General features: G+C 34.1%; 24 protein-coding genes, 2 pseudogenes and 1 riboswitch. Of the genes and pseudogenes, 18 read left to right on the top strand and 8 right to left on the bottom strand.

From position 1 onward, the window contains the following. Positions 1-167: 167 nt before the first annotated feature. Together BAU28_RS26185 and BAU28_RS26180 are read left to right on the top strand one after the other, a co-directional pair. On the top strand, positions 168-734 hold the full coding sequence (locus tag BAU28_RS26185) for a sigma-70 family RNA polymerase sigma factor (protein ID WP_071720806.1): 567 nt from the start codon (positions 168-170) through the stop codon (positions 732-734). Next, entirely contained in the window at positions 731-1,831 is a 1,101-nt protein-coding gene (locus BAU28_RS26180; RefSeq protein ID WP_071720805.1) for a DUF4179 domain-containing protein, read from the top strand. The genes BAU28_RS26185 and BAU28_RS26180 overlap by 4 nt, the downstream gene beginning before the upstream one ends. A gap of 40 nt (positions 1,832-1,871) precedes the next feature. On the opposite strand, the gene BAU28_RS26175 is transcribed toward BAU28_RS26180, so the two are convergent. Then, positions 1,872-2,945, bottom strand: a complete 1,074-nt coding sequence (locus tag BAU28_RS26175) for a WD40/YVTN/BNR-like repeat-containing protein (protein ID WP_071720803.1) — start codon at positions 2,943-2,945, stop codon at positions 1,872-1,874. A 344-nt stretch (positions 2,946-3,289) separates the two neighbouring features. Here BAU28_RS26175 and BAU28_RS26170 point away from each other — a divergent pair, with 344 nt between their 5' ends. Further along, complete coding sequence (locus BAU28_RS26170; protein ID WP_071720801.1) at positions 3,290-4,189, top strand: cation diffusion facilitator family transporter; 900 nt, start codon at positions 3,290-3,292, stop codon at positions 4,187-4,189. Between the two features lie 193 nt (positions 4,190-4,382). Further along, positions 4,383-4,553 (top strand): Fur-regulated basic protein FbpA, encoded by a 171-nt coding sequence (fbpA, locus tag BAU28_RS26165; protein WP_048373384.1) that lies wholly within the window; start codon positions 4,383-4,385, stop codon positions 4,551-4,553. Between the two features lie 56 nt (positions 4,554-4,609). On the opposite strand, the gene BAU28_RS26160 is transcribed toward fbpA, so the two are convergent. Together BAU28_RS26160 and BAU28_RS26155 are read right to left on the bottom strand one after the other, a co-directional pair. Beyond that, the gene (locus BAU28_RS26160; RefSeq protein ID WP_071721031.1) at positions 4,610-5,281 is read right to left on the bottom strand and encodes a GntR family transcriptional regulator; all 672 of its coding nucleotides are present in this window, start codon (positions 5,279-5,281) and stop codon (positions 4,610-4,612) included. A 16-nt stretch (positions 5,282-5,297) separates the two neighbouring features. Continuing rightward, on the bottom strand, positions 5,298-6,263 hold the full coding sequence (locus BAU28_RS26155; RefSeq protein WP_071720799.1) for a DMT family transporter: 966 nt from the start codon (positions 6,261-6,263) through the stop codon (positions 5,298-5,300). A 166-nt stretch (positions 6,264-6,429) separates the two neighbouring features. Here BAU28_RS26155 and BAU28_RS26150 point away from each other — a divergent pair, with 166 nt between their 5' ends. Then, positions 6,430-6,741, top strand: coding sequence for a DUF3784 domain-containing protein (locus BAU28_RS26150; RefSeq protein ID WP_071720797.1), 312 nt, complete (start codon positions 6,430-6,432; stop codon positions 6,739-6,741). Positions 6,742-6,779: 38 nt separating this feature from the next. On the opposite strand, the gene BAU28_RS26145 is transcribed toward BAU28_RS26150, so the two are convergent. Beyond that, entirely contained in the window at positions 6,780-7,967 is a 1,188-nt protein-coding gene (locus BAU28_RS26145) for a GTP-binding protein (RefSeq protein WP_071720796.1), read from the bottom strand. Positions 7,968-8,286: 319 nt separating this feature from the next. Between BAU28_RS26145 and BAU28_RS30120 the strand changes: the two are divergent. From BAU28_RS30120 to fumC, 3 genes and pseudogenes are all read left to right on the top strand, one after another. Continuing rightward, positions 8,287-8,379: pseudogene (locus BAU28_RS30120) on the top strand (class I SAM-dependent methyltransferase); the annotation flags it as partial. Between the two features lie 540 nt (positions 8,380-8,919). Beyond that, the gene (nhaC, locus tag BAU28_RS26140; protein ID WP_071720794.1) at positions 8,920-10,323 is read left to right on the top strand and encodes a Na+/H+ antiporter NhaC; all 1,404 of its coding nucleotides are present in this window, start codon (positions 8,920-8,922) and stop codon (positions 10,321-10,323) included. A 123-nt stretch (positions 10,324-10,446) separates the two neighbouring features. Further along, a complete protein-coding gene (fumC, locus tag BAU28_RS26135; RefSeq protein WP_071720792.1) occupies positions 10,447-11,835 on the top strand; it encodes a class II fumarate hydratase in 1,389 nt (462 codons plus the stop codon). 51 nt (positions 11,836-11,886) lie between these two features. On the opposite strand, the gene BAU28_RS26130 is transcribed toward fumC, so the two are convergent. Beyond that, entirely contained in the window at positions 11,887-13,236 is a 1,350-nt protein-coding gene (locus BAU28_RS26130; RefSeq protein ID WP_071720791.1) for an FAD-binding oxidoreductase, read from the bottom strand. Between the two features lie 179 nt (positions 13,237-13,415). Next, the gene (locus BAU28_RS26125) at positions 13,416-13,832 is read right to left on the bottom strand and encodes a PH domain-containing protein (RefSeq protein WP_116500485.1); all 417 of its coding nucleotides are present in this window, start codon (positions 13,830-13,832) and stop codon (positions 13,416-13,418) included. Between the two features lie 613 nt (positions 13,833-14,445). Here BAU28_RS26125 and BAU28_RS26120 point away from each other — a divergent pair. Further along, positions 14,446-15,210 (top strand): DUF2087 domain-containing protein, encoded by a 765-nt coding sequence (locus BAU28_RS26120; protein WP_025148979.1) that lies wholly within the window; start codon positions 14,446-14,448, stop codon positions 15,208-15,210. Positions 15,211-15,443: 233 nt separating this feature from the next. Next, entirely contained in the window at positions 15,444-16,853 is a 1,410-nt protein-coding gene (locus BAU28_RS26115) for an MATE family efflux transporter (RefSeq protein WP_071720788.1), read from the top strand. Between the two features lie 219 nt (positions 16,854-17,072). Here BAU28_RS26115 and BAU28_RS26110 read toward each other — a convergent pair whose 3' ends face one another. Then, entirely contained in the window at positions 17,073-17,771 is a 699-nt protein-coding gene (locus tag BAU28_RS26110; protein ID WP_002171309.1) for a peptidase E, read from the bottom strand. A 408-nt stretch (positions 17,772-18,179) separates the two neighbouring features. Between BAU28_RS26110 and BAU28_RS26105 the strand changes: the two genes are divergently transcribed. The 7 genes and pseudogenes from BAU28_RS26105 to kdpA all read left to right on the top strand — a co-directional run bounded on the left by BAU28_RS26105 (position 18,180) and on the right by kdpA (position 23,483). Next, entirely contained in the window at positions 18,180-18,578 is a 399-nt protein-coding gene (locus BAU28_RS26105) for a DUF3942 family protein (protein ID WP_025148976.1), read from the top strand. A 166-nt stretch (positions 18,579-18,744) separates the two neighbouring features. Then, the gene (locus BAU28_RS26100) at positions 18,745-19,161 is read left to right on the top strand and encodes a BlaI/MecI/CopY family transcriptional regulator (protein ID WP_048373406.1); all 417 of its coding nucleotides are present in this window, start codon (positions 18,745-18,747) and stop codon (positions 19,159-19,161) included. A gap of 1 nt (position 19,162) precedes the next feature. Next, the gene (locus tag BAU28_RS26095; RefSeq protein ID WP_048373408.1) at positions 19,163-19,975 is read left to right on the top strand and encodes a M56 family metallopeptidase; all 813 of its coding nucleotides are present in this window, start codon (positions 19,163-19,165) and stop codon (positions 19,973-19,975) included. A 54-nt stretch (positions 19,976-20,029) separates the two neighbouring features. Further along, positions 20,030-20,140, top strand: a pseudogene (locus BAU28_RS26090) (cytochrome c biogenesis protein CcdA); the annotation flags it as partial. A 24-nt stretch (positions 20,141-20,164) separates the two neighbouring features. Continuing rightward, positions 20,165-20,719 carry a TlpA family protein disulfide reductase gene (locus BAU28_RS26085; RefSeq protein ID WP_048373410.1) on the top strand — a complete coding sequence of 185 codons (555 nt, stop codon included), beginning with the start codon at positions 20,165-20,167 and terminating at the stop codon, positions 20,717-20,719. 14 nt (positions 20,720-20,733) lie between these two features. Further along, entirely contained in the window at positions 20,734-21,417 is a 684-nt protein-coding gene (locus BAU28_RS26080) for a prolipoprotein diacylglyceryl transferase family protein (RefSeq protein WP_116500483.1), read from the top strand. Between the two features lie 155 nt (positions 21,418-21,572). After that, positions 21,573-21,715, top strand: a riboswitch (cyclic di-AMP (ydaO/yuaA leader). A gap of 100 nt (positions 21,716-21,815) precedes the next feature. Then, a complete protein-coding gene (gene kdpA / locus BAU28_RS26075) occupies positions 21,816-23,483 on the top strand; it encodes a potassium-transporting ATPase subunit KdpA (RefSeq protein WP_048373413.1) in 1,668 nt (555 codons plus the stop codon). Positions 23,484-23,554: 71 nt separating this feature from the next. On the opposite strand, the gene BAU28_RS26070 is transcribed toward kdpA, so the two are convergent. Further along, positions 23,555-24,100, bottom strand: a complete 546-nt coding sequence (locus tag BAU28_RS26070) for a helix-turn-helix domain-containing protein (RefSeq protein WP_048373415.1) — start codon at positions 24,098-24,100, stop codon at positions 23,555-23,557. A gap of 148 nt (positions 24,101-24,248) precedes the next feature. Here BAU28_RS26070 and BAU28_RS26065 point away from each other — a divergent pair, with 148 nt between their 5' ends. Further along, positions 24,249-25,592, top strand: a complete 1,344-nt coding sequence (locus BAU28_RS26065; RefSeq protein WP_071720784.1) for a D-serine ammonia-lyase — start codon at positions 24,249-24,251, stop codon at positions 25,590-25,592. Positions 25,593-25,727: the final 135 nt, after the last annotated feature.

The raw sequence follows: 25,727 nt of genomic DNA, 5'->3' as shown, positions 1-25,727 counted from the left end.
TACTTTGTAGACTTGAGAAAATTCCCTTCAAACTTACATTTATATGAGACAATGGCTAAGGAAAAGTATTCCATTGCATACAAAAAATAAAAAAGATGAGAGAAAAAATTTTCCAGAACGTTATATAGGATGTAAAAGCTTTTACAAAAAATAAGGGGAATCGCTACATGAAATCAAATGAGAAAAATTTTATTAAAAGATTACAGCGGCAAAAAGAAGATGCGCTAGAATTTGTTGTTGATACATATTTACCTTTAATAAAAGGAATCACGCATAAAGTACTGCTGCCAATTCAAAATGATGGACTGATAGAGGAATGTATAAATGATATTTTCCTATCTGTTTGGAATAACGCAAATAAATTTCATGGAGAACCAAATGATTTTAAAAAGTGGATTGCGGCGATTGCTAAGTTTAAAGCAATTGATTATTACCGAAAAGCGAATAAAAAAGTAGAAATTATTTCAGATGAATTTAATGTAAGCACAGAAAAATCGGCAGAAGACGAATTAATCGTTATGGAAGATAGAGAAGAATTAATAAAACTCATTAATCAATTAGAGCCTATAGATCAAAAAGTGTTCATTATGAAATATCTCCTCGGTTTAAAGACGGAAGAAATAGGAGAAAAGTTAGGGTTAACTCGATCAGCGGTAGATAACCGTATTTATCGAGGGAAAAAGAAACTACAACAAAATGCTACGAATTTTAGTTTTGGAGGTAGTGCAATATGAAAGACATTTATGAACTATTAAATGATATTGATATAGATGAAAAAGAACTTGAGGAAATTGAGGCTTCTGAAATTGAAAAAGAAAAAGTGAAACGTAATTTAAAACAATCGATACGTACGAAGAAAAAGATGAAAACTTGGAAAAAGAGTGTTGCTGCTGCCTCTGTTTTAGTAGGCTTATCAGTCGCAACGCTTGGTATTGGATTTCCTACTTACGCTGGAGGACTGCCAATAGTAGGTGACATATTCCGATTTTTAGATAATGGTAGAACAGGGCTATATGAAAATTATAAAGAGTTTTCAACTGAGTTGAATATGACAAAGGAGAGTAATGGGGTTAAGGTTACAATTAATGATGTAATTTCTGATGGCAGAACAGTATCTATAACGTATTCACTAGAAAGTGAGCAAGACTTAGGGAATGATCCTATCATATTAGGTGGATTGGATATAATGGACGCTCATGGTAGTACAGGAAGTGGAAAAATGACTAAAGTTACTGAAAAAAAGTATGTGGGTATGGTAACAACGACACATCATGATAGTAATAAAAAGGACAAAGTAAACTTTAGATGGAATATAGAGAGAATAGAGATGTCAGATAGGAAAAAATCAATACAAGGAAATTGGAATTTCGCGTTAACGGTAAAATCAGTGGATAGTAAAGAAAGAACAATTGGTGGGAGTTCGGAAAAAGAAGGTATAAAAGTAAAGATGGAAAAGGTCGCAATGTCGCCGGTTTCATTTATTCTTTATTACAATCAAGAGGTTTCTAAGGGTGCAAGAAAAGAGTGGGATAGTGTAGATGTTGAATTGAAGGTTAAGGATGATTTAGGTAATGATTATTCTGGTGAAGGAAATGGGGGAAGTGGTAACGATCCTTACAATATTCGATGGAGTGCCACATTCCAAAAATTGAACGAAAATGCAACAAAGCTTATCGTTACACCTCATGTGAACTTACGAGTGCATACACCTGAAAATCATGGTGGAGTGGAGTATGTGAATGGAAAAGAGAAGAAAATTGAAGTGCCAAAAAAAGAAGCGAAGAGTAAAGATATAGTGTTAGATGATATTGTAATTGATTTAAAGAAATAAATAGAGAGACTGCCTGAAACAAATAGGCAGTCTCTTTTCGTTAAGAACTAGTAACGAGCAATGCATGTGGATGCTGCGTTTTATACTCATCCTTCCACGGAATGTTTAGTTGTTCCCACGATTCGCCGCTATCATTGGATTGAAACACGCCATTATTATTTAAAGTGTAAAACGTATGTGGTTCTGCTTGGTTTGTAGCAAACATCGAAATGACTGTGCCAATTGCAGATGGTAGTCCTTGCTGTACTTGTTGGAAGGGAGTATCTTTCGTTTTACGATAAATATAAGATTCATAAGGAATACGGTGATGAGCAAGATCAGCGCTCGGTGCGGCAGAAACGAGAATCGTATCACAATCAGCTGGATCGATGGCCATGCTGTATAAATAATGGTGCTCAAGACCTGCACTACATGATATCCAGCTACTTCCGTTGTCGTAACTTTCTAGATAAGCGCGATCAGGACCGTTCATAAATCCGTCACCGCATGATGCATATAGGCGATTTGGGGCTTCGGGATGCATAATTAATTGATGAGCATCAATAGGAGCACCGAATTTTTTATCAGTCCATGTATGCCCTTTATCATTACTTTGAATAACAGCACCAGCTTCGATTGAAACGTGGATTGTGCTTGGATTGTTTGGGTCAATCGTAATCCAGCGTACGTGATGGGTAAAAGGTCTAGGCGGGAAAGCCCACGTATAAGAAGATAATAATGATTTCATATTTTTTAGTTCAGTCCAAGTTTCACCGCCATTTTCAGAACGGAATAAAGCGCTCGGTTCTGTGCCGACATAAACGACGCCATATCCGTTAACTTGTTCATTAGAGCTTATCGTTATGGAAGTGATAGAAGAATGTAAAATACCATCTTCATTCGGAAAATCAAAGTAACGATAAGAGTCCCCAATTGGTCTCCACGAATCCCCGCCATCATCGCTTAACCATAAACCCCGGCCGAATGTTCCGCAATATACACGGTTTTTTTGAAATGGATCAACTGCAATACAAGTAGGTTGCATATTTTGTAAGTGATATGTGGTTTCGTAGTTACCATATTGTTCTTTTACTACAACGAGTTCACGCTCCATACAGAGAAATAGTCGTTTCAATTTCATAACCCCCTTAAAAATTCTTTCATTAGTAAACAATATGAAAATAAAAAAGAAGTAGTCTTGTTTTTAGTTGAGAAAAAGGAATTGCTTGAAAAGTAGCGAAGTGTGTATACAGAAGGAAGCGGGATAAAGTGAAACTTTAATCAGTGGGGGTTTTGTACATCCCCCACTGATTATTAGTTGAACCAATCGGGCGTTTACGGGCAGTTGATCTCCCATCTAACTTCTTTGCTCCAGCCGAATTTTGAGATGGGAGTCTTACTGCCCGTTAATGCGGGATAAAGAGAGAGAGAGCTTGTTGCATACTAACATACAGTTATTGCACTTAAAGGAGCATTTGTATGGGACACTCACATGATCACGGTCATTCAAAAAATAAAAAGGCGTTACTAATTGCCTTCCTATTAACGACAAGCTTTATGATTGCTGAAGTTATTGGGGGATTTGTAACAAATAGTTTAGCACTATTATCTGACGCGGGGCATATGTTAAGTGATGCGGTATCTTTAGCTTTAAGTTTACTTGCGTTTAAGCTCGGAGAAAAAACAGCAACTACCGCGAAAACATACGGGTATAAGCGAGCCGAAATGTTAGCGGCATTATGTAACGGTGTCGTTCTTATCGTGATTTCTATATACATTTTTATTGAAGCAATTCGTCGTTTTAAAGAACCAGTTGAGATTGCTAGTAATGGGATGCTCATTATTGCTGTACTTGGTCTGCTTATTAATATTTTATCAGCTTGGATATTAATGAGAGGCGGAGATGTGAAAGGGAATTTGAATTTAAGAAGTGCTTTCTTACACGTACTAGGTGATCTATTAGGGTCAGTCGGAGCGATTATTGCTGCGTTACTTATTAAATTTTTCGGATGGAATGTTGCAGACGCGATTGCTAGTATGCTTGTGTCTATTTTAGTCATTATTAGTGGGTGGCGTGTAACACGTGATACAGTCCATATATTAATGGAAGGTGCACCGCAGCACATAGATGTTGATGAAGTGAAAAATACATTATTAACGATTGCAATTGTAAAAGAAGTTCATGATTTGCACATATGGTCTGTCACATCGGACTTTCAAGTACTAACTTGCCACCTGATTATTAAAGGTAATGAAACGCAAAGTGTATTAAAAGAGGCTACGGATGTATTAAAGGAGAGGTTTCATGTAGAACATGTCACCATTCAAGTAGAGATAGACGGTGAATTTAATCATAGTGAGACAACTTGCAAAGTATGAAAGAAAAAGGATAAGAAAAAGTGTCATAACATTTTTCGCACGACATACATATATATAATGTGGCCACAAATACTTTGTAAGGTAAATATTTCATAAGATTACTTTACTTATAAAGAATCATCTTTTATAATCAGAAGTGGTAATTGATAAAGATTATCATTTTCAATGATCGTAGAAAGGAGTTTTTTAAAAGATGAGTAGTCAACTCCGTTTTGCTGTTGAAAATCGTAAGAGGCACTTAATTGATGAGTTAATTGGAGCAGGGGTGTTTAAAGTTCGTGATCGGCAATTATACGAGCTTTCTTTAGAGGAATTGGAAAAAGAGTACGAAGATATGGAAGATTATGCAGATATTCAGGCATAGCTAAATAGATTAGTAAAAGATGAGCTGGTTACGATTTTGTGTAATCAGCTCTATTATTATTTCGTAGAAATCATTTTTTGGATTTCTTTCATTGGACGGAGCCAGTTTTGAGACATCATTTGTTCCATTTGTTTTTCGTCCTGCTTTTGTAGTGCTTGAATTATAGAGTGATGTTCTTCAATAGATTGACTTGCAGGAACAAAGTTTTGGAAAAACAAATATTCAAGGCGTAAAACGTGAAGTTGCGTATTTTCTAGAAAAGGTTCAATATATGGATTTTTAGCAATAGAAGTAATTGTATTGTGAAATTGAATATCTAGTTCTAAAGCTCGTTTCGAATTTTTTTCATTTATAGATTGTTGAAAATCAGCATTTATAAATGAAAGTTGTTGTATATCAGTTTCTGTAATTCGTTGAAGTGCTTGCTTTCCTATAATAGAGTGAAGACCAGCCATCGTTTCATAAATGATAGATACATCGTCTAACTTAATAGGAGCGATTTTCGTTTTTTGCCCAGGTACCATTTCCACTAATCCAGAAAGCTCTAATATTTGAAGTGCTTCTCTTACAGGTGTTCTGCTTACTCCTAAAGCTTCAGCCAATTCCACATCATTAATTTTTTCATCAGGTTGTAAAACACCTTCAATAATCCAATCTTGTAGTTGATTTAAAACGAGTGATTTTGCTGAAACTCTTCCTGGTTTTTTATAATTTTGAGGAACAGGCATAGGAAATTCAATCCTTTCATTGTATATTTTTCTTTTTTGCATTAACCAGCTTTAATTTCGGTTTTCCTTCATCCGGTTTTTGGCTTAATATGAGCACCATTACAATGACACAAAAAGCACCTATTAACTGAAAAGATTGAAATGGTACGTGCAAAATAAGCACAGAAGAAATAATAGCTGCGAGCGGTTCTGTGCAACCAAATAATGTTGTTTCTTTCGGAGTAAGGTATCGTATGCTGTCTAAGTATAAATAAAACGCGATAAGTGTTCCGAAAATGACTACAAATATAATAAGGGGGAGGGTATTTAATTTTACGTATTTTGTCGTTGATAATAAAATGAATTCATTTGTGGAAATAAAGTGTAAAATCGTTACACCAATTCCCCCAATGACCATGCCCCATCCAACGATAACGGATGAAGACCACTTTTCTAACAATTCTTTTGAATACAAACTATAAAATGCAAGGGATAGTCCAGATAAAATGCCCCAAATGATAGCTGGTGTAGAAACAGCTAAGTTATGAACAGAACCGTTTGTTAGTAAGAGAAAAGTCCCTACTAATGAGAGGGCAATTGAAATAAAATCAATTTTTGATGGACGAACGTTCCATCTGAAAAGTAAGTATACAGTGATAAATATAGGGGCTAAATATTGTAATAATGTTGCAACGGCAGCATTTCCTTCTTTAATAGAAGCGAAGTACGTGTACTGTACAGCAAGCATGCCTAATAGACCGAACAAAATCATCTTATTTGCATCAGACTTTTGTTTCCAAATGCCGAATATCTCTTTTTTTCTCGTTCCGAATGATGACATAATGAGCAAAATAGCACCGGATATAAGCAAACGAATCGTAACTAACCATTCAGTAGAAACGTTTTCATATTGAAAAAGTTGTTGCGCAGCTGTTCCGGATAAACCCCATAAACAAGCGCCGATTATGACCATTATAATTCCTTTTAATCGATTTGGATCCATAAGGTTTATAGCCCTCCTTTCCAAAATATATATTGTATACAATATGCAATATATCACAGAACGGATTATTAATAAAATGAAAATTCTAATTAAAAATAAAATTGTTTATTAAGAACGATAATCCCTTTTTGTGTATGGTAAAATTTGTTGAGAGGGTGGTGTTGAAATGTTAGCAGGGTTTTTGATTTGTTTAGTTGTCGGATTACTTATCATATTTTTAGGATATCAAATACACGTGAAAAAGAGATTGTTTCTGTTGGCAGGTTATCAAGAAGAAATGTTTATTGGAGATAAAAATAAATTAGCGAAACTTTCAGGAGTGTTTTCCTATATAGTCGGAGTTGCCACAATAATATTACCGTTTGGCTTAGAAAAAATAGGTGATGTAGTTGGTGCCGTATATGCTGTATTAGTTGTTTTAGGCACAATTGTGTTTCTTATTAAAGTAAGTCTGTTAAATAAGAGTACTACAAAGTGAAAAAAGGCTTCATTCTACGGAAGCCTTTTTATTTTTGGTTATGAAGTGTAAGTAAAAGCTGGAATAGGATCAACAAATATATTCCAATCTTGTTTCATTTCTTTTTCTGTTAATAGACAATCATCTAATGCTTGTTCAATCAAAGAACGATTCATGTCAATGCCGATAAATACGAGTTCAGTTATTCGATCTCCGTATCGGTCATCCCAATTTTTCAACACTTCTGGTTCTTCTGTAATCAATTGATTTTTTTCAGCCTCAGGTAATGCTGCAATCCATTCACCAGCACCTTGTATTGTAATAGAGGAACCTGCTTGAGATAGAAGTCCTATCATATTATTGCGAGATGCGAGCCAGAAAAATCCTTTCGCTCTTACAACATCTAAAGGCCATTTTTCTAGCCAATTCATAAGGCGTTTAGGGTGGAAAGGATGTTTACGACGGTACACAAAGGAATTGATACCGTATTCTTCCGTTTCTGGTGTATGGTGTTCACTATTTAACTCTTGAATCCATCCAGCTGATTGACTGGCTTCTTCATAATTAAATAAATTAGTGTTTAAAATTTCTTGTAATGGTACTTGGCTAAAGGAAGACTCAATAATTTTTGCACCGGGATTTAATTTCTTTAGTAAATGACGAAGTTCTATGATATCTTCTTTTTCTAGTAGATCTACCTTATTAAGAATAATGACATTCGCAAACTCAATTTGATCTATTAATAAATCAATAACTTCCCGAGTATCATTTTCATCGATTGCTTGTTTGCGGTCTAATAAACTTTCTCCATCTGCAAAATCATCCCAAAATCTATTGGCATCTACAACTGTAACCATCGTATCGAGACGACAATTTCTCGTTAAATCAATGTTAAGAACTTCGTCTGTATAAGTAAACGTTTGGGCAACTGGAATAGGCTCACTTATACCAGAGGATTCAATCACAATATAGTCAATATCACCGTTTTCAACAAGACGATTCACCTCTATTATTAAATCTTCTCGTAGTGTACAGCAAATACAACCATTTTGAATTTCTACTAATTTTTCCTCCGTACGTGAAAAACCTCCCTTTTTGATAAGAGAAGCGTCAATATTTACTTCACTCATATCATTAACGATAACAGCTACTTTTAAGTTGTTCTTATTAGTCAAAATATGATGCAGTAAAGTAGTCTTTCCAGCTCCTAGAAAGCCGCTTAGTACAGTAATAGGTATCTTTTTCATAGAATAATTCCTCTCTTTTAAATCGTAATTATTACGTTTTATGATAAGTGATAGGAAAGAAAAAATCAACAACAAATCATAATGATTACGATTTAAGGGTAGAAATAGACTATAAAATTTTTGTTGTTGTAGTAGGGAGCATGTGGACAAGCATACAGTTAAAAATAAATTAAATGGAGGCGAGAATATTGGTCTTTAATAGAATTTCAAAAGAATAAATTCTGCATATTTTTATGAAATATAATCATAATCGCGATGCCCAAAAAATAAAGATAAGAGTAATTTGGTTGTTAAAAATATGTGTATAAGAAGATATGAGATGAACTGGATTACTCATAAACCATCGTTTGAATTTGATAATTTTAGTCATATTATTTGGTCGCAATCTGCGTGGAGTGGACATTTAGATTTCGTAGATGTAAAAATGACTCGGAGCTGCAACATTTTCTTTCTATAGGCACGAACTGATTACGATACCGGTACCTTATACTGATTCTTCACCAAGAAGAACCTTTAGGCTTTTGCCAAACCGCCATTCAGCTCCCACCTACTCATTGAACCATGTCCTACCCATTCCTTGAGGTGGGAGCTTTCTGTCGGGAAATGATAAATAAAAGAGGGGCATGCATCTGTTAAATGATGCGTGCTCTTTTTGTTATGGGGAAATATAGTACTACATATAGGTTGAAGGCAGTAGTAAAAAATTTTGTTGTGGTAAAATTAAAAAGTTATTATTTGGTAATTCTTTCTAAATAAATAAAAATACAACATTTTTTATATTTTTCATTGCGAAAAGAGCCATCTACTTTTACAATAGAAAGGGTTGTGAATATATTATACTGGAAAAATAAATCGAAATAATATGAAAATTTTGTTTTGTCTTCGCTAATTGTATACTACATACACGTGAGACTACATACATCATGTTATCGACTTGTAAGGAGAGAAAAAAATGAAAAGTGTAAGATTACCATCGATGCTAGAAATTATTATTCTTTTATTCCTATTTCTTGCTGTCGTCTTTTCCTTCCAAACGATTTTTGATCTCCCAATTCAATTAGCGCTATTTATTTCATGGTTTTTAGTTATTGCGCTTGGATTAAGATTAGGATTTCGTTATCAAGAATTGCAAGATGCAATTACGAAAGGGATTTCTAATGGATTAGAAGCAATTCTTATTTTAGTTGCAGTTGGGGCTTTAATTGGAACGTGGATTGCTGGTGGGGTTGTACCTACATTAATTTATTATGGATTAGAATTCATTCACCCTAGCATATTCTTATTGGCAACTTTAATTATTTGTTCAATTACGTCTATCGCGACAGGAACATCATGGGGAACGGTTGGAACAGCTGGTATCGCTATGATGGCGATTGGTGAAGGGCTTGGATTACCACTTCCGCTTGTAGCTGGTGCAGTCCTGTCAGGAGCTTATTTCGGGGATAAATTATCACCACTTTCTGATAGTACAGTTCTTGCAGCTTCTATGGCGAAAGTAGATGTTATTGCTCACGTTCGAGCTATGCTCGTATTAGACGTTCCGGCGTATATTATTACCAGTATTATGTTTACTGTTGCTGGATGGATGTATGGCGGGGATAATGTAGATTTAAATAGAGTAGAGTTTTTAAAAGAAGCTTTATTAAAGCAATTTGATATTAAAATATGGATGCTTGTTCCAGCGGTAATCGTTATTGTGCTATTGGCGATGAAGAAACCATCTATGCCAACAATTGCTATGGGAGCATTAATTGGTGCAATTTGGGCAACTCTTTTCCAAGGAATGCACTTTGGAGAGGCAATTGGAACAGCATATAACGGATTCTCAATTCAATCTGGTGTTGAGTTTGTGGATAAGTTATTAAACCGTGGTGGAATTAATGGTATGCTTGGTTCAGTAGCCGTTATTATTTTCGGCTTAGGTTTTGGTGGATTACTTGAAAAGCTAGGTGTTCTAAAAGTAATCGTATCGAAATTTGAGAAGAAATTAAATTCTGCAGGTAATGTAACATTGTCTACTTTAATCGTTGCGTTTTTAGCTAACATATTTGGTTGTGCGATGTACGTATCACTTATTTTAACACCAAAAATTATGGAAGATAGCTATGATAAATTAAAAATAGACCGCCGCGTATTAGCGCGTAATTCAGAAGTAGGTGGAACGTTAACTTCTGGTATGGTTCCGTGGTCTGATAATGGTATTTTTATGGCTGGTATTTTAGGTGTCGCAACGTTCTCATACGTTCCGTTTATGTGGCTAAGTTTCGTTTCACTTATTTTAGCAGTTATTTACGGATATACAGGCAAGTTCATTTGGTATGTAGATGACGTTGAAAAAGGAAAGCAAGTATCGTAAAAAAAATACCTTCTGCCATCGCAGAAGGTATTTTTTTTACGTATGAATGAGAATTCTTATCATTTGAACGAAAGTCTGTTAAAATAAGAAATGTAAGTATTTTATTTTCAAGGGGATGAAAAAATGGAGTACAGAATTGAAAGAGATACATTAGGAGAAATGAAAGTTCCAGCTGATAAATTATGGGCAGCACAAACGCAACGTAGTAAGGAAAATTTTCCAATTGGAACAGAGCATATGCCGCTTGAAATTGTAAAAGCATTTGCGATTTTAAAGAAGAGTGCAGCGCTTAGTAATCAAAAATTAGGGAAGTTATCAGAAGAGAAAGCGCAAGCAATTGTGGAAGCTGCTGATGAGGTTATCGTAGGGAAATGGAATGAACATTTTCCACTTGTAGTCTGGCAAACAGGTAGTGGTACACAATCGAATATGAATGTGAATGAAGTAATTGCAAATCGTGGAAATCAAATTTTGAAAGAAAAGGGATCTGACGTATATATTCATCCGAATGATGATGTGAACATGTCCCAAAGTTCAAATGATACATTCCCAACGGCGCTTCATGTAGCGTGTGTAATTGCGGTAGAAAATCATGTATTACCAGCTATTACGAAATTAAAAGAAACGTTAGCAGAAAAAGTAACTGCATTTGAACATATTATTAAAATTGGTCGTACGCATTTACAAGACGCAACACCGTTAACGTTAGGGCAAGAAATTAGTGGTTGGCACCGTATGCTTGAAAAAACAGAGCGTATGATTGCAGATAGCAATACATATATGAAAGAATTAGCAATTGGTGGTACGGCAGTTGGAACAGGAATTAATGCGCATCCTAAATTTGGCGAGATGGTAGCAGCAGAAATTAGTCAATTTACAGGTAAACAATTTGTGTCTGCATCAAATAAGTTCCATGCGCTAACGAGTCATGATGAAGTTGTATTTACACATGGAGCATTAAAAGCATTAGCGGCTGATTTAATGAAGATTGCTAACGATGTGCGCTGGCTTGCAAGTGGTCCACGTAGTGGTCTTGGGGAAATTACTATTCCTGCAAACGAGCCAGGAAGCTCTATTATGCCAGGTAAAGTAAATCCAACGCAAAGTGAAGCGTTAACAATGGTTGTCGCACAAGTTATGGGGAATGATGCAACAATCGGATTTGCTGCGAGCCAAGGTAACTTTGAGTTAAATGTATTTAAACCAGTAATTGCTTATAACTTCTTGCAATCTGCTCATTTATTAGCTGATGCGATTGTTTCATTCAATGACAAATGTGCAGTTGGTATTGAAGCAGATGAAGAAGTAATTAATGAAAATGTAAATCGTTCATTGATGCTTGTAACAGCGCTAAACCCACATATCGGATATGAAAATGCAGCGAAAATTGCAAAGCATGCTCATAAAGATGGATTAACTTTAAAAGAAGCAGCACTGCAATCGGGATTACTAACAGAAGAGCAATTTGATGAAATTGTAGATCCGAAAAAAATGATTGCTCCGAAAGAATAATAGAAGAGGCCAAGGTTCTTAGTTTAGAATCTTGGCATTTTTTATTGTATTTCAGTTTTTAATTGCTTGGGGGAAGGTAAATACGTTTAGTGGGTCATATTTTTTATTTATTTTTCTTAATTTGTTTGCATGTGTTCCGTAGTAAGCAGTCATGTAATCTTGTAAACGACTGTACGGAAAGTTGACAAATGAGCCTTCTGTTATGGATTCTATATGTTCAAATCGTTTTTCTAACCATTGTACATTATCTTTTTTTAAGATTGGATCTTCCCATATAGATTGAAGCCCGATAATATAATAGGCATCTCGGTAATAAAAAGCAGTTTCATCTTTATTTATTTCTTTTACTTTCCCACCTAGCGGATAGAGGCTTATCGCTGCAAAAACACTGCCGGTCGCTCTTTTTTGAATAAGACTAATGATTTGTTCTATTTCTTCCTCATTATATTGTTTCTGCACGAATCGTCCTGTAGATTTAGATTGTTCAGAGGGTGGATATGAAGACTGTACGATTTCCATTGCCTCGAGAAAGCTAATATATTGTAAATTTGTTGTTACACCGTCTATATGAAGTAAATCTTGTAAAATGATATTAGCTTCTTCTGGTGTCCCGTAAAATAAACCTCGTCCATTTATTGCTAGTCCTTCTGTAGCTGAATTATATATACTTGCACCAATAGTCATCTTATTATTTAAATCTACTAACCAATTTTGCCATACATGAAGAAATTCCTTTTGGATGTTTACTGAAGCATTTGGCCAATATAGTTCAACTAAAGTAACTTTATCAACTTTTGGAGGGAGCTTAAAAGTTAGCGAAACGACAATGCCAAAGTTTCCGCCACCAGCGCCGCGGCAAGCCCAAAATAAATCTTTATGGCAAGATTCATTAGCTGTAATTACGCTACCTTTGTAGTCAATCAATTCTAGCTCAATTAAATTGTCGCAGCCAAGGCCGAAATATCTACTAGAGTAGCCCCAACCGCCGCCTAACGTATATCCACTTACTCCAACAGTTGGACAAGTTCCTCCTGGAAATGGGTAACCTTTTGAAGAAATAAAGTCATAGACTTGTTTATTTTGAGCACCTCCTTGAATTTTTATTGTATTTTTATCTTGATTAAACTGGATGCAGTTCATTCTACTTATATCGATTACAAGGACGTTGTTGCCAATAGAATACCCTTCGTAATGGTGCCCGCCAGACCGAATGCGAATAGCAATTTCATTTTTTCTTGCCCAAATAATTGCATTACTAACATCCCATTTTGTATAACAATAAACAATAGCTAAAGGGAATTTTTGAACAGCACGATTCCATTCTTGTCTAGCGTCTTCATATTCATAATCATATCGTGTAATAATTTCACCTGTTAATCCTTCATAACTTAACTCATACATGATAAGCACCTTTCATTCGTTTAGAGTAAGAGTTCACTTTTTTAGAAATAGTGTATGTTCGTATTGTTTGTTGGTGATGGAAAGATAGAGATATCTTTTTGGAATAAAAATAGGCTAACTTAGAAATTAGTTAGCCTGAGCGAGCGATTAATATGTAAATAGTATGAATTAGTGGGGGATTAATCGATTACTTTCATATGTGGGCAGTTCTCTTTTAAGTATGAAATGAATTGTTCCTCTTCTTGCGGTACAAATGATGTTACTGAATCGAATAGATTATAATAAATTTCTAATTGTTGCCTTGTCCATTTTTCGGAATAAAGTTTTTTACCAGAGTATTTAATGTGACGTATATCTTCAAACGGAATTTCAGTGCGGAGAATGAACCCATGTTTAATAACAAGAGAAGATTGCGTTATTTTGTAATGAGAAAAATAGAAAGAAGAGAGATTCACGATATTTAAGAGCATCATGAGTGTGAAAAAAATTGAATTCTCATTTTGAAAGAAAAGAGAAATAAAAAAAACAACTATAAACAATGAAATTAAAATGATATGAAATGGATTTTTTTTCGCTTTAAATTTCAAGTAAATCACCTCGGTATACCAGTTATTAAAATAATTAAATCACAATATAATAATGAAACGTAAAAATATGCAATATTGCATATTTTTACGTTTCATTATTCGTGTAAACTTTTTTGATGGGATAAATTTAAATGAAGTTTTTCAACAGTGGAGTTGCATAAAATGACTTGCATAAAAAGAGTTAAAGTAATAGTCATAATTAGTTGTACGATGATCATTAGTGGTTGTTCAAATAGATTTGTTGAAGATGGAAATGGAAAACATGTATTTGTACAAGCAAGTAAAGTTTTAATAGAAGTTATTTATAAAATATATAAGAGGTAAAAAGGTGTTTCCGCATATGGAAACACCTTTTTTATAGTTAAAATTGAGTGCTGGAAGGATCTTGAATAGTAGTCATGTTTTGCTTCACATCCCATAATAATTAGTTTGTAAAATACATTCGCTTTTCGGTGTGATAAGTCCTTTTTGTATCTTTGAATAGATATTTTTATAAAAGTTTATAAAATAGGCAAACGGAATGTTGAAATGTTTATTTTCATTGTGTTAAGATGATGAAGTGATAATAAACGATATTATAATTTGTTTGTTTTTAAATAAACCTTTTGGAGGAATGTTTAGTATGGGTGATATTTCAGAGAAGTTTTGGGATGCGTCGGTAGGGGAATTGAAGAAAGGGTATGTGTTTGATACGGAAGCAGAAGAATATATTTGCTTAGCTTGCGGAGAGACATTTATAAAAGGGGTTATTTATCAAGATAATCAAGTTTTGTATGAAGCAGAGAAGTTTGTACAGTTGCATATTCAAAACGAGCATACGTCTATGTTTGATTATTTATTAAATCTAGATAAGAAGTTTACAGGTTTGACCGATTTGCAAAAGAAAATGGTTCAATTCTTCCATATGGGACTTAATGATAAAGAAATTGTAAAAGAGATGGATGGTGGGAGCACATCAACAATCCGTAATCATCGATTTACATTACGGGAGAAGATGAAGCAAGCAAAAGTATTTTTAGCATTAATGGAATTATCAGAAGAAAAATCAAAAGTTCAATCTAAATTTGTTCCGATTCACAGAACAGCTACGATGGTAGACGATCGCTACAATATTACAGAAGAAGAAAACGATGAAGTGTTAAAAGCGCATTTTATAGAAGGATTAGATGGACCGCTGTCTAAATTTCCCAAAAAGCAAAAACGTAAATTAATTATATTGCGTCATTTAGTGAGAAAGTTTGATAGTAATAAAAAGTATACTGAAAAAGAAGTAAATGCAGTCTTAGAAAATGTATATCCGGATTTTGTGACTTTAAGAAGATATTTAATTGAATATGGTTTTATAGATAGAACAGCTGATGGAAGCCAATATTGGGTGAAATTATAAGAAATAGAGAAGGAAAATGAATAGAAGCACATAATTAAAACAACTATACAAAGAGATAAAAGTTAAAGAGAGTGTATGAAGTGAATAGTAAGAGTACGATTTGAAGTGTTAGAAGTTAGTAGTTTAATGAGTAGACAGAATTGAAAAATTAGAAGAGAAATGGTTGGTGCAATTTCAACCATGTGGAGCACGGATATAGCCGTGTGGTCTCGAATTAAAAGGAGAAATGAAATTTGAAACCACCTACAGATAACAATAAAGAAGGTGTAGAGTCACAGAAGTCAGAAAAGGAAAATAAACCGATATGGAAATCGATGTCCATGTTTTTAGTTCCCTTACTATTAAGTAATGTATTACAATCAGTAGGACAATTATTTGGTATGGTAGTAGTAGGAAGATGGCTTGGTGTAAATGATTTAGCAGCTATATCGGCATTCTTCCCGTTATTTTTCCTACTCGTTTCATTTGTAATTGGAATTGGTTCTGGTAGTTCTATTTTAATCGGTCAGGCGTTTGGTGCTAAAAATGAAGAACGTTTAAAAGCTATCGTTGGTACGACGCTTACGTTTACTTTTATTATCGGAGTTGTATTGGCGATAGTAGGAAGTGTGTTTGCACTGGATATTATGCGCATTATGGGAACACCAGAAAACATTATTGATATAAGTGTACATTATGCGCGTATTTTATTTATATCTATGCCAGTTTTATTCTTATATTTTGCGTATACAACTTTTATGCGAGGGACGGGAGATTCCAAAACACCATTTTACTTTTTAATAGTTAGTACAGCACTAAATATGTTATTATTACCGATCCTTATTTTTGGTTGGTTAGGACTTCCGAAATTAGATGTTTACGGAGCAGCCTATGCTTCGGTTATATCTACAGTAATTACTTTTATTGTCATGCTAATGTATTTAAAGAAGAAAAATCATCCACTACAATTAGATAGGACAGTAAGAAAATATCTTCGTATGGACTGGGAGTTATTAAAGTTATTGTTACGCCTCGGTATTCCAGCGAGTATTAATATGATATTAGTTTCATTATCAGAAATCGCGGTAATCGCATTTGTAAATCGATATGGTTCAGATGCAACAGCGGCGTATGGCGTTGTGAACCAAGTAGCAAGTTATGTACAAATGCCAGCGGTTAGCCTCGGTATTACAGTATCAATTTTTGCAGCGCAATCAATTGGTGCGAACCAATTTGGTCGATTGCAGAAAGTTGTTAAGGCCGGAATTATTATGAATTACATCATTGGCGGTGTATTAATATCTCTTATTTATTTGTTCTCAAGAGATATTCTAGCACTATTTTTAACGAGTCAGAATACAATTGAAATTGCTCATAGCCTAATCATGATTACATTATGGAGTTACTTAATTTTCGGTCATGCACAAATTATTAGTGCGACAATGCGAGCTAGTGGTACAGTACTATGGCCAACTATAATCGGTGTTGTATCAATTTGGCTTGTTGAAGTACCTGTGGCGTATTATCTTTCTTACCATACGAGCCTTGGCATAGAAGGGATATGGATTGGGTATCCAGCTGCATTCATCGTCAGCTTAATATTACAGTATGCATATTATAAGCTTTCATGGCAGAAGAAACGAATTACACGATTAGTAAGTTAGAAGATGAAAATGAGGTGATGCCCTTTTGATTTCGTGCAATAGTAAATGGAATTATATCAATAATTTTTCGAATATATCTATCATAACTTGCAATATATCGGCAATTAGACAAAGTATATCGATTTACCAACAAATACTGACAATAGTAACAAGGCTATAAAAAGAAGAGGCGGTGCCAAAATATCATTTGGCACCGCCTCATTTTTTGTTAGCAAATGTCTATAAATAACTTTTCAAAGTTATGTCAAAATGTTGTCTAATGAGTTTTCCATTATTCATATAAAACTCCCAAGCTTTCTCTGGTTCACCGATAATTTCAAATGAATCTTCTGTAATATATAAAGCGCAATTATCTTCTAATGCAATGCCCTCTATATGACCTTGGTGAGTTTGTAAAAACGTATGGAAGGCATTCATTCTATTTAATTGATTGTAATGGGGGCAAAATCTTTTGTTAACAATACTCCAGCCACTACTTTCTATATAACCAGAACCTTCATAATCTGAACGGATGCTAGATGTGAACCAGCACATAGCACCAGCACTACATCCTGCAATAAGTGTTCCATGTTGTAAAGCAAATAGTAATTTTTCATCTAGTTTATGTTCTTTCCATTGTTCCAGCATTTGAACGTAATTTCCACCGCCAAGATAAATTAAATCGGCAGAATGAATCATCTCATCTATTTCATATTTAGTAGGTGTTTCGTTTATAATACGTAAAATTTGAACCTCACAATGTAATTGCTTTTCAAACGTTTCTAAAAATAATTTTATATAGTCTTCATCATCATGACTAGCTGTTGGAATAAATAATACTTTTGGGTATTGTTTATTTGTTAATTTTATAAGTCGTTCATTAATATGCAAGTGATTTGAATCTTGTAAATCACCGCCACCAATGACAGCTAATTTCATAGGAAAGCACCACCTAATAATATTTGTTATGTAAAAATTCGATAGCGGGGAGTTACATTCCTTCTGTGATTTAATGAATTAACAAGTGGAATGAATAATAAAAAATACAGTTTAAAATATATTGAAATAGTAAGGGCTGTCGGTAGCTGTAGATAGCAAGGGATTAGAAGCAGTTTATTGATATATAATACTGGATACTATCGTTTCAAAATATGGAAGTAATATGGTTAAATGAATATAACGACGTATTAATTAATATTGAATAAGTTTTTATAGTTAAAAGGTGCGGGAAATACCAGAGAATTTACAAAAGTGGCTTTTACTTTTTATAGGAACTTATTTTATAATAGGGTAAAGTTATATCAATATATTTATTTGGTATGAAATGAAAAGAGGGAGCGTGAAAGAGTGGATTTTCGATTTGAATTTACAACAAAACTGAGAGAATATTTAGATGATGAGAAGGATGAAAAAATAATAAAGGATGGACACAGAGATATAATTTTTCAGTATTTATATCCTTTAGAGAGTGAAATTGGCTTTGTTAAAAATCCTAATTTTACTTTTTTGGCATCAGGAAGACGTTCACATATAGTATTAGAAAATATTGAATTTAAAACAGAAGTAAACGTAGAAAGTAATGTAATTGAAATTACAAAAGTAGTGGATAATGTCGTTATTCCATTGGATACTATCGTAGCAAAGGATCGGGAATTATTTGCACTAGGGCGTAATGAAAAATTTAGTGTGCAAATATTAGAATATTATCTCTTTGAGACATTTGGTGAGAAGTTAGGTTTACAATAACAACTATGTTGGCAGAAGATTAAGGTTTACAATGAACCTAACACGGTACAGGCTAATAATTAGTGGGAATTGGTAAAAAGCTAATTAAAAGTATCGTTTTACATCATTCATGTTTGACCTTTTATTTATTTCGTACTACAATCTGTAGTGTGAAAGGAGTTATAATATGTTTACTCAAAACTACAAGTTAAATGAGCAAGGATTAAATCACTTTTTCGGACCGCTTGAAGCGAAAATTATGGAAATTGTTTGGTCTACTCAAGGTATTACTATTAAAGAAGTACAGCAAAAATTAAGTGAAGAATCCCCGGTGAATTTTAATACTGTAATGACAGTTATGAACAGATTAGTAGAGAAAGCACATTTAGAAAAACATATTGTGAAAAGAAGTGGCATATATCGTGCTGCACAAACGAAAAAAGAATTTTTATCTAATCAAACGAAGAAAATGACACAGGAATTAATGGGGGAATTTGGAGATCTTGTTGTGAACCATATGATAGATGAGTTAGAGCAAGCTGATCCGTCTTTAATAAAAAGGTTAGAAGAGAAATTAAATCAGCTAAAAAAAGAGGACCGATAACATGAAGTGGCAAATGCGTAAAATCGTTTTGTTAGCAGTGAGTATTAGTGTTCTTTTTTTTAGTATGTTAGTATACTACGTCACATACCCATTTCTTTTTCAAAATAAAGCATTTTTTCTTTCACAGTTTTGTTTATTTGAATTGCAAAAGCATATGAGGGAACTATCAATACTCCGCATTATGATGGCTGGATTACTGTTATTTACTATATTCATTATAAGTAAAAGAATTTGGAAGCAGTTTTTTTATAGTAAAAGATTGAAGAAAAATCTCGTGTCTATTACAAGAAAAGGAAAGCGAGTATACGTATTATCGACGTTACAGATTACAGCATTTACAATTGGGTTATTTCGACCGAAAATTGTAATTTCAGAAGGGATGTTTCAGTCGTTTTCAGAGGAAGAAATTGATGCGATTGTTTTACATGAGGAGTATCATCAAAAAAATCGAGATCCATTAAAATTATTTTTCTTTACACTGTTAGCGGAAGGAATGATGTATATTCCTATATTAAAAGGGATGCTACAGCGTTATCATGTGTATCAAGAGCTATCAGCTGATAAATATGCGATGCAAAAAATGAAATCTTCATTCGAGCTAGGTAGTGCGTTATTAAAATTAATTAAAATAAAGACGATGGAAAATAAATGTATTACAGCTTCATTTGCGAAAACCGCAATTAATTTACGGATCGAGCAAGTGTTGAATGAAAAAGTTGTTAAGCTCAATATACCATTACATACAAATTCAGTATATGTTACGTTAGGGCTATTTTGTATGTCGATTGTACTTATTGTCGGAGAGTGCATATAGCCTCTTTTTTTACTTATTAGCACTACAACTCGTAGTGCAATGCGGAGGAATAAAATGAATGCAGCGGATCTAACAATTTGGCTAGTAGTGGGGCCAGGGGTACTTTCATTTATATCACCATGTTCTTTACCACTATATCCATCTTATTTATCATATATTACAGGATTTTAGAAATGAGGAGGCAGAAAAGTGAAGAAACTAATTGTTATTATATTAGCCGGGGCATTAATTTGGGCAGGAGTTAACTTTTATAATACTAAGAAAGAAGAAAAAGAAAGAAAAGCGAAACAAGCGGAGTTACAAGAGAAAGAAGTATTACCACAAGTGGGATTTAAAGCGCCGAACATAACATTAAAAGGATTAGATGGGAAGCTTTATTCGTTAAATGATGCAAAGGGAAAACCATATATTATTAATTTTTGGGCATCATGGTGTGGCCCATGTGAAATGGAGGCTCCTGACTTAGTTCGTTTGTATGATAAATATAAAAAGGATGTTGAAATCTTTGCGGTAAATGCAACTATCGGGGATCCAGTACAAGAAGCGAGCGCATTTGCAGATCGTCACGGATTTAAATTTCCTGTTCTATTAGATATGGATGGAGTAGCTGGAATCGATTATAAAGTATTCTCGTTACCAACGACATTTTTTGTTAATAAAGATGGAATTATAGTAGATCAAGCACGAGGGGTATTACCTCCAGAACAATTAGAAGAGAAGTTTAAGAAATTAATTGAGAATTAAGAGGGGATTTTATAGTGATGGAGTGGGTAGTGAGGTTACAACCAGTATCGCTTATAATAGGAAGTCTATTTGGATTTATACTGATGAAACGAAAGATGAGGCACCAAAATGTATCATATGAAAAAATGATGGATGTTGTAACAAATGCTTTTCTTATCATCGTATTTGTATGGAAATTTGCACCGGCAATTTTAAATCCAGTATGGGCAATAGGATCGCCATTGCAAGCGTTATTAGCTGTAGGAAGTATTCAGCACATTATAGTGGGGTGCATAATTGCAAGTATATACATTGTTTGGAAAAGTAAAAAGAAGCAATTTTCGCTTCGTATTTTACTTGATGCATTGCCTTTTGGACTATGCATGAGTATTATTTTTTATTTTCTATTTCATCAAAAATTAGGTGTACAAACTACAGTGCCTTGGGGTGTGAAAATATATGAATCTAAATTTTTATATCATCCTATTTTCGTGTATGAAATTGTACTCGCACTTTGTATAATAGGCTCGTTATGGTTAAAGAATGAAAGATTAGGAAATAGAAAGAATATAAGCTTCTTTCTAATCTGTGAAGGAATAGCTCATATACTCCTTTCGCTAATTAGTGAACAAAACTCGATTCTATTGGGTCTGTCTATACAGCAAATAATGAGTTTTTGTGTTATTAGTTTAGGTATTTTGTTAGTGCCAAAAAAATAAAAATAGCCATGTACGGAGAGCATCCGTGCATGGCTATTTTTAATAGTTATTTTGTAATAGTTTGTTGTAAAAAGAGAATTATATTTCTCTCTTTACAAGTACAATTCAGAGGAGTATATTTACAGACAGAATAGCTCAATTTGTATTTGGCAGCCGAATATGTATCGCTTAATCCATTATGGAGCGGGGGAACCAAATTTGTGCATATGGCACTAGGGGTGAATCCTTTTTATAGGTAGGGCTACTCTCAAGGTCCGAATCCGACAGCTAACCTCGTCAGCGTTTTGAGAGGGGGGACTTGTGTATATAAAACACTAGGTGCAACCTAGTGTTTTCTTTTTTTATTCTCTTAGTAGCAAAAAATGAAAATATGTATTCTTAAAGAGAGGGAGAAAAGAATGAGCTGGTTTACAAGTCTAATTACAATTGGTCTATTCGTGTTAATCGCAAAACCTATGGGAGATTATTTATATAACGCTTTTCAAAAGCATCATTCATTTCAAAAAGTATTTGGACCGATAGAAACAGTATTATTTAAAGTGACTGGAGTTAAAGGTCATAGTCAAAGTGGTAAAAGATATATCTTTTGCTTATTAATGACGAATTTTTCTTTTATTGTAGTCGTATATGCTATTTTTAGGTTACAAGGAATATTGCCGTTAAACCCTAATCATTTTGAAGGATTAGAACCTACTTTAGCTTTTCATACAGCGATTACGTTTATGACGAATGCAAATTTACAACATTATGGTGGTGAAAGTAGTTTATCGCATTTTTCTCAAATGATAGGCGTAACGTTTATGATGTTCGCGGCTCCAGCAACTTCAATGGCGGTAGGTATTACATTTATTCGTCTATTGGCTGGGAAAAGAATTGGGAACTTTTTTGTTGATTTTGTTCAATCTATTATACGTGTACTTCTGCCGATTGCGTTTATAACATCATTGTTATTTGTATTATTAGGAGTACCGCAAACCCTTGATCCAACAGTAACTGTGAAAACGGTAGCAGGAACAATACAAGAGCTTCCACGCGGGCCGGTAGCTTCTTTATTATCTATTAAAGAACTAGGTGACAACGGTGGCGGATTTTTTGGAACGGTTTCTGCACACCCTTTCGAAAATCCTAATATGGTCAGTAATGTGTTGCAGATGGTATTACAAATGCTAATGCCAATGGCGTTTCCATTTGTATATGGGAGAATGGTCGGTAATCGAAAGCAAGGAAGAATGCTTTTTATATCAATGCTTATTCTTTTTATAATTGGTTTCTCGGTTCTTGCTACGACTGAATTAAAGGGGAATCCGCTATTAAATCAATTAGGATTAGAAAGTTCACAAGGAAATATGGAAGGGAAAGAAACGCGTCTCGGTGTTATTTCTTCAGCTCTTTACGCGAATGTTACAAGTGCCTCTGGTACTGGTGGGGTCAATACGACTCATGACACGTTAACGCCAATTGGAGGGATGGTCCCGCTTGTAAACATGCTTTTAGGAGCAGTGTTTGGTGGTATTGGAGTTGGGTTTATGAATATAATCATGTATGCGATGATTGCTGTGTTTTTAGCAGGATTGATGATCGGCCGTACACCGGAATTTTTGAATAAGAAATTGGAAGGAAAAGAAATGAAGTTAATCGCGATTACGATTGTATCTCAGCCATTACTTATTCTTGGAGCGGCGGCAATTGCTTTTTCGACTTATCATGGAACGGATGCCATTTCCAATCCTGGTTTTCACGGTTTAACTCAAGTAATATATGAATATACGTCGTCAGCTGTTAATAATGGATCTGGATTTGAAGGGTTAAAAGATAATACACCGTTTTGGAATCTTTCAACTGGTATTGTAATGTATATTGGTAGGTATTTTGGAATCATTACAATGCTTGCTGTTGCAGTAGGGCTTAAAAAGAAGAAGATTATCCCTGAAACGATAGGAACCTTTCAAACTGATACTCGTTTATTTGGCGGGATTTTGTTAGGGACAATATGTATAGTAGGTGCATTAACATTTTTACCAGTGCTCGTACTTGGCCCAATTGCTGAATTTTTAACGATAATTTAACTGTATCATGTAATAAAGAAGGGTAATCCGTGTTTTTTAGGATTACCCAGTTTTCATTTTCATAATATGAACTAAAAAATCGGCGGAGTAACAGAAAATAAAACAATTGCATTTTTCTCGAATTGATTCACCCATTTATGCTTTAGATAAGCCGGTATTTTTACACTATCACCAGTTTCTAATATGTATTCCTCGTCATTTAAATACAATGTAATTTTCCCGTCTAATACAAATGCTAATTCTTCTCCTTTATGTTCTAAAGGATTTTCTGATGAAGAAGTATTTGGAGGAACAGTCATAATTGCTGTTGCTAAATTTCCTGTGAAATCAGGCGATAACAATTCATATGATAAATTATCAATAATCATTTTTTTTCGTTTATTAGAACGAACGATTAAATCGTCTGTATTTGTTTCTTCAAGTAAAAAACTAAATGTTGGAACATCAAGAGCTTTTGCGAGTACCTTTAATGTTTGAATGGAAGGATTAGCAGAACCACGTTCAATTTGACTAAGCATAGATGGTGTAATTTCCGCCAACTTTGCTAGTTCTTTACTAGTTAACCCTTTTTCTTTTCTTTGTCTTTCAATTTTTTTACCAATATCTATATTTTCCATAATAAATTCTCCTTAATAGTTATTAAATTATATTTAAATAAATTAAATTAAAATTAACTAAAACTGAATTTTGTGTTAAACTATATTAAAATTAATTCAATTATAATTTATTGTATGGCTAGCTACAAGGATATGAGGAGGAAGAGGAATGAAGGAGATAGAGGCATTAAAAGAACGATACCCACTATTAAACAACCTTATTGCAACGGAAGAAGTATTTTGGGTGAACCCGAATACGGAAAAGTATGAAACGGCGATAAAAGGTTCACCGCTTAATGAAGAAAATGTAAAAGATGCAGAAGAGAGGTTAAAACGCTTCGCACCATATATTGCAAAGGTTTTTCCTGAAACGAAAGAAACGAGCGGAATGATAGAATCTCCTTTAGTGAAAATACCTTCTATGAAACAATCTTTAGAGAAAAATTACGGGCAACCTATTTTAGGAGGATTATTATTAAAGTGTGATAGTCATCTTCCAATATCAGGATCAATAAAGGCAAGAGGTGGCATTTATGAAGTGTTGAAACATGCTGAGCAAATAGCTTTGCAGCATGGAATGTTAACTGAGCAAGATAATTATTCAATTTTAGATAGTGATAGATTTAGAGAGTTTTTTGCGAAATATTCTATTGCGGTAGGTTCGACAGGAAATTTAGGGCTTAGCATCGGCATTATGAGTGCGAAATTAGGTTTCAATGTGACAGTTCATATGTCAGCAGACGCAAAAGAATGGAAAAAAGATTTATTAAGAAGCAAAAATGTAAACGTTATTGAATATGAAGCTGATTATAGTAAAGCGGTAGAAGAAGGACGTCAACAAGCAGATGCTGATCCTAGTTGTTATTTTGTTGATGATGAAAATTCACATGACTTATTTTTAGGATACGCAGTAGCAGCGTCTCGTTTGCAAAAACAATTAGAAGAGTTAGAGATTGTAGTAGATGAAGAACATCCTTTATTCGTTTATCTTCCGTGCGGAGTCGGTGGGGGCCCAGGTGGAGTAGCATTCGGTTTAAAGTTATTGTATAAAGACAATGTTCATTGTTTCTTTGCTGAGCCTACGCACTCTCCATGTATGCTACTAGGTTTAATGACGGGACTTCACGATAAAATTTCTGTTCAAGAAATCGGCATTGATAATATAACAGAAGCTGATGGACTTGCGGTAGGAAGACCATCAGGATTTGTCGGTAAAACGATGGAACCGTTTTTGAGCGGGAATTATACAGTAAGCGATGAAGAGTTGTATAGATTGTTAAAAGAACTGGCTGATACTGAAAACATTTACTTAGAGCCTTCTGCGTTAGCAGGTATGATAGGTCCGTTAAATGTATGTAAAGCTGAAAATGAGTATTTACAAAAACATCAGTTAACGGAAAAGGTAAAGAAAGGTACACATATTGTATGGGGAACTGGTGGGAGTATGGTACCAGAAGATGTAATGAGTGAGTATTATAAAAAAGGTGTGAAATTGACGTTAAAAGAAAAATGAGGCTATTTGCAGCCTCATTTTTCTTTTATTTATATGGAATGTTTAAAAAATAGGGAGGAGTAAATTATTATGACGAGTGTAAAAATAAAAGTGTATAGCAAATGTTCAACAAGAGCAGCTCCTATCCAGTCTCTT

Source organism: Bacillus paramycoides, from assembly GCF_001884235.1.
Taxonomy (GTDB): domain Bacteria; phylum Bacillota; class Bacilli; order Bacillales; family Bacillaceae_G; genus Bacillus_A; species Bacillus_A paramycoides.
This window is presented reverse-complemented; position numbering and strand designations above follow the sequence as displayed.

Excerpts from the sequence above, each read along its gene's own strand:
- BAU28_RS26185 (WP_071720806.1), top strand. The coding sequence starts at position 168 with ATGAAATCAAATGAGAAAAATTTTATTAAAAGATTACAGCGGCAAAAA.
- BAU28_RS26180 (WP_071720805.1), top strand. The coding sequence starts at position 731 with ATGAAAGACATTTATGAACTATTAAATGATATTGATATAGATGAAAAA.
- BAU28_RS26170 (WP_071720801.1), top strand. The coding sequence starts at position 3,290 with ATGGGACACTCACATGATCACGGTCATTCAAAAAATAAAAAGGCGTTA.
- fbpA (WP_048373384.1), top strand. The coding sequence starts at position 4,383 with ATGAGTAGTCAACTCCGTTTTGCTGTTGAAAATCGTAAGAGGCACTTA.
- BAU28_RS26160 (WP_071721031.1), bottom strand. The coding sequence starts at position 5,281 with ATGCCTGTTCCTCAAAATTATAAAAAACCAGGAAGAGTTTCAGCAAAA.
- BAU28_RS26155 (WP_071720799.1), bottom strand. The coding sequence starts at position 6,263 with ATGGATCCAAATCGATTAAAAGGAATTATAATGGTCATAATCGGCGCT.
- BAU28_RS26150 (WP_071720797.1), top strand. The coding sequence starts at position 6,430 with ATGTTAGCAGGGTTTTTGATTTGTTTAGTTGTCGGATTACTTATCATA.
- BAU28_RS26145 (WP_071720796.1), bottom strand. The coding sequence starts at position 7,967 with ATGAAAAAGATACCTATTACTGTACTAAGCGGCTTTCTAGGAGCTGGA.
- nhaC (WP_071720794.1), top strand. The coding sequence starts at position 8,920 with ATGAAAAGTGTAAGATTACCATCGATGCTAGAAATTATTATTCTTTTA.
- fumC (WP_071720792.1), top strand. The coding sequence starts at position 10,447 with ATGGAGTACAGAATTGAAAGAGATACATTAGGAGAAATGAAAGTTCCA.
- BAU28_RS26130 (WP_071720791.1), bottom strand. The coding sequence starts at position 13,236 with ATGTATGAGTTAAGTTATGAAGGATTAACAGGTGAAATTATTACACGA.
- BAU28_RS26120 (WP_025148979.1), top strand. The coding sequence starts at position 14,446 with ATGGGTGATATTTCAGAGAAGTTTTGGGATGCGTCGGTAGGGGAATTG.
- BAU28_RS26110 (WP_002171309.1), bottom strand. The coding sequence starts at position 17,771 with ATGAAATTAGCTGTCATTGGTGGCGGTGATTTACAAGATTCAAATCAC.
- BAU28_RS26100 (WP_048373406.1), top strand. The coding sequence starts at position 18,745 with ATGTTTACTCAAAACTACAAGTTAAATGAGCAAGGATTAAATCACTTT.
- BAU28_RS26095 (WP_048373408.1), top strand. The coding sequence starts at position 19,163 with ATGAAGTGGCAAATGCGTAAAATCGTTTTGTTAGCAGTGAGTATTAGT.
- kdpA (WP_048373413.1), top strand. The coding sequence starts at position 21,816 with ATGAGCTGGTTTACAAGTCTAATTACAATTGGTCTATTCGTGTTAATC.
- BAU28_RS26070 (WP_048373415.1), bottom strand. The coding sequence starts at position 24,100 with ATGGAAAATATAGATATTGGTAAAAAAATTGAAAGACAAAGAAAAGAA.
- BAU28_RS26065 (WP_071720784.1), top strand. The coding sequence starts at position 24,249 with ATGAAGGAGATAGAGGCATTAAAAGAACGATACCCACTATTAAACAAC.